4 protein-coding genes are annotated in these 3983 nt (G+C 65.6%); 3 read left to right on the top strand and 1 reads right to left on the bottom strand.

The features are described from left to right. The first annotated feature begins 165 nt into the window (after positions 1-165). From ACTJKF_RS31295 to ACTJKF_RS31285, 3 genes are all read left to right on the top strand, one after another. Positions 166-423, top strand: coding sequence for a PAAR domain-containing protein (locus ACTJKF_RS31295; RefSeq protein WP_440628997.1), 258 nt, complete (start codon positions 166-168; stop codon positions 421-423). A gap of 18 nt (positions 424-441) precedes the next feature. Next, on the top strand, positions 442-756 hold the full coding sequence (locus ACTJKF_RS31290; RefSeq protein ID WP_440628995.1) for a TrfB-related DNA-binding protein: 315 nt from the start codon (positions 442-444) through the stop codon (positions 754-756). Positions 757-1028: 272 nt separating this feature from the next. After that, entirely contained in the window at positions 1029-2519 is a 1491-nt protein-coding gene (locus ACTJKF_RS31285; RefSeq protein WP_440628993.1) for an aminotransferase class V-fold PLP-dependent enzyme, read from the top strand. A gap of 285 nt (positions 2520-2804) precedes the next feature. On the opposite strand, the gene glyA is transcribed toward ACTJKF_RS31285, so the two are convergent. Next, positions 2805-3983: serine hydroxymethyltransferase (gene glyA / locus ACTJKF_RS31280; protein WP_440628992.1), on the bottom strand; the 1179-nt coding region annotated here is incomplete at its 5' end.

The following is a 3983-nucleotide window of genomic DNA, read 5'->3' as shown; positions in this document are numbered from 1 at the left end:
CTGGTTCCGCGCACGCGGCGGCAACAACGCCTACCTCCCGTGGTGGGGGCGCCGCCACGACACCGATTACGGCATGCAAGGCTATTCGTGGTGATGTAAACCGGCGCAGCGGCGCGTGGCGAACAAAACGCGATAACCACACAACTCATTCAGAGGACGAGTCATATGCGAGGAATCATCCGGGTAGGCGACGTGCATACCCACGGCGGCCGGGTCGAGTCCGGCGCCGCAATCAGCAAGGTCATGGGGCGCGCGGTCGCCCGCTTCGGCGACACCTGTTCGTGCCCGATCCACGGCGCCTGCACGATTGCCGCAGGCGACCCGGCGTTCGACGTCGAAGGCCAACCGGCCGCGTTCGACGGTCACGAGACGTCATGCGGCGCGATGCTGATCTCCTCACTTCCGACCTCGGGGCGAACCTGAATGCCGAAGACGCGCCGCATGACCGCCGAGCAGTTCCGACTGCTGCGGCTTCAGGACACCCGGATCAAGCCGATGAACCAGTGGGCCCTCCACGAGATTTTCGTGAAAGGCCGGTCACAGCGCGAGCTCGCCGCGAAACTGGGCATGAACAGCTCGGCCATGTCTCAACTCGTTCGCAAGACGTGGCAGCGCTATCTGGAATTACCGGGCAACGTCACGCGCCTCATCACGGTGACGATTACGATCCCGGCGAAATACGAACGCGCGCTGCACGCGTGGGTGCAGGATGCACATCGCTTATCGGATCAGCCCGATCGAAACGAGACGACCTGACCGATCCACGCCCCCAAGGCGCCCACGGAATTCGGTCTGCCGCCGGCCGGACACCGCGCCACCCACCTCAGTGACGCCCCGGCCACGCGGACATCCGCATGACCCATTCCCGATGCCCCGCCCGGCCACCACGGAAATACATTCCCTAAAATTCGTTAAAAATAAAACGTTATTCCACGTCAGGCTGAATTCCCAGCCAACTTTGGATCCTTTTTCCCCGTCCCCCCTCGTATCATTTCTCCCATTCCGAAGAGAAAGATCAAGAGAAGGACATGAGCGATACCACCCCGCTGCACTACCTCGACTACGCCGCCACGACCCCTGCGGATCCCCGCGTGATCGAAGCGATGATGGCCTGCCTCGGTGCCGACGGCACCTTCGGCAACCCGGCATCGAGCTCGCACGCCGCCGGCCGGCTCGCGAAGGAAAAGGTCGAGCACGCACGCGCACAGGTCGCCGCGCTGATCGGTGCGGCTGCCGACGAGATCGTCTGGACCTCGGGCGCCACCGAATCGAACAACCTCGCGCTGAAGGGCTATGCGGAAACCGCGACCGGCAAGCGCCACCTGATCACGAGCCGCCTCGAACACAAGGCGATCCTCGACACGATGGCGAACCTGTCGAAGCGCGGCATGACCGCGACCTACGTGACGCCCACCGCCGACGGCGAAATCACGGTCGACGCCGTGGCCGCGGCCATCGGCCCCGATACGGGCCTCGTCTCGCTGATGCTCGTCAACAACGAGCTCGGCACGCTGACCGACATCGGCGCAATTTCGCGCATCGTGCACGCGGCCGGCGCGCTGCTGCACGTCGATGCCGCGCAGGCGCTCGGCAAGACGCCGATCGACGTGCGCGCGCTCGGCATCGACCTGCTGTCGATGTCCGCGCACAAGGTGTATGGACCGAAGGGCATCGGCGCGCTGTTCGTCCGCCGCGACATCGCCGAGCGCATCGCGCCGCAGATTCACGGCGGCGGACACGAGCGCGGCCTGCGCTCGGGCACGCTCGCGACGCATCAGATCGTCGGGATGGGCACCGCGTGCGAACTCGCGGCCGACAAGCTCGAGCGCGAAACCGTGCGGATCGCCGCACTCAGCGCGCGCCTGAAGGACGCGCTGCTCGCGCTCGGCGGCATCACGCACAACGCGGCAGCGGCGCGCCGCATCCCGCACACGTTGAGCCTCACGGTGCACGCGCCGGGCTTTTTCCCGTTCATGCTCGGCGATGCGCTCGCGGTGTCGTCGACCTCCGCGTGCAACTCGACGAGCGGCGCGCCGTCCCACGTCCTGACCGCAATCGGCCTCGATGAGCAAGCCGCGGGCCGCACGGTGCGCATCAGCTTCGGCCGCTTCACGACGGAGCAGGACGTCGATTTCGCGATCGCGTGTTTCGAACGCGCGCTCGAGCAATGCCGGGCGTCGGCCGCGACCGGGTTCACCGCGTCGCGACAGATCATGCCGGCGGACCTGAAGGCGATTCGCAACGCCGGCTTTCGCGCGGTGATCTGCAACCGGCCGGACGGCGAAAGCGCCGATCAACCGGCGTTCGACGCGATCGCGGCCGCTGCGCGCGAACTGGGCCTCGACGCGCACTATCTGCCCGTCGAGCGTGACCGGATCGGCGATGCGGAAGTCGATGCGTTCGGCGCGCTGGTCGATGCGCTGCCGAAGCCGGTGCTGGCGTATTGCGGAAGCGGCAGCCGCGCCGGGATGCTGTGGAATCGGCTGACGGCGCGCCGGACGGCGACGACGACGGTCTGAGCGCAGCCCACATGTAACACACCACCGCCCGCGGTCGCGGACGAAGCCGACGCTTCGACGCGGGGCCACCGGTGCTCAAGGACACGCGCAACGACGAGCGTATCCGCGAACTCGAGGCAAACGTCGATCCGACGATGTGACGCGACACCGGCTCGAACACAGCGCAAAAAATCCGGCTCGCACGCCTACTGCGAGCCGGATTTTTTTTATTGCTTCGGACTTCACAAGGTTCAACCGCTCCGGCAGTTGAACCCGCTTGAATCCGATTGACTCGATTGCCGCAACTTAGCCGTAAACCGGGAAACGCTGGGTCAGCTCCGCAACCAGACCGCGCACGCGCTCGATCGTTGCCGCATCTTCCGGCGCTTCCAGCACGTCGGCGATCAGGTTGCCGACCTTCTCGGCTTCCGCCGGGCCAAAGCCGCGCGTCGTCATCGCCGGCGAACCCAGGCGGATACCGCTCGTCACGAACGGCTTTTCCGGATCGTTCGGGATCGCGTTCTTGTTCACCGTGATGTGCGCCGCACCGAGCGCCGCTTCCGCTGCCTTGCCCGTGATCTTCTTCGCGCGCAGGTCCACCAGCATCACGTGGCTTTCCGTACGGCCCGACACGATGCGCAGGCCGCGCTTGACCAGCGTTTCAGCCAGCACGCGTGCGTTCTCGACCACCTTCTGCTGATATGCCTTGAACTCCGGCGACAGCGCTTCCTTGAATGCCACTGCCTTGCCGGCGATCACGTGCATCAGCGGGCCGCCCTGGATGCCCGGGAAGATCGCCGAGTTGATCTGCTTCTCGTACTCGGCCTTCATCAGGATCACGCCGCCGCGCGGGCCGCGCAGGCTCTTGTGTGTCGTCGTCGTCACGAAGTCCGCGTGCGGCACCGGGTTCGGGTACACGCCTGCCGCGATCAGGCCGGCGTAGTGGGCCATGTCGACCATCAGGTACGCGCCGACCGACTTCGCGATCTTCGCCAGACGCTCGAAATCGATCTTCAGCGCAAATGCCGATGCACCCGCGACGATCAGCTTCGGCTTGTGCTCGTTCGCCAGCTTCTCGGCAGCGTCGTAGTCGATGTCTTCCTGCTCGTTCAGGCCATAGCTGACGACGTTGAACCACTTGCCCGACATGTTGACCGGCGAGCCGTGCGTCAGGTGACCGCCGTGCGCGAGGCTCATGCCCATGATCGTGTCGCCCGGCTTGAGCATTGCGAAGAACACACCCTGGTTCGCCTGCGAACCCGAGTTCGGCTGCACGTTCGCCGCTTCCGCGCCGAACAGCTGCTTCACGCGATCGATCGCCAGCTGCTCGACCACGTCGACGTATTCACAGCCGCCGTAGTAGCGCTTGCCCGGATACCCTTCCGCGTACTTGTTCGTGAGCTGCGAGCCCTGCGCGGCCATCACGGCCGGGCTCGTGTAGTTTTCCGACGCGATCAGCTCGATGTGATCTTCCTGCCGGCGGTT

This window comes from Burkholderia sp. 22313, assembly GCF_052045245.1.
In the GTDB taxonomy this organism is placed as follows: Bacteria; Pseudomonadota; Gammaproteobacteria; order Burkholderiales; family Burkholderiaceae; genus Burkholderia.
The sequence above is the reverse complement of the archived record's forward strand: the minus strand, read 5'-3'. Positions and strand labels throughout refer to the sequence as shown.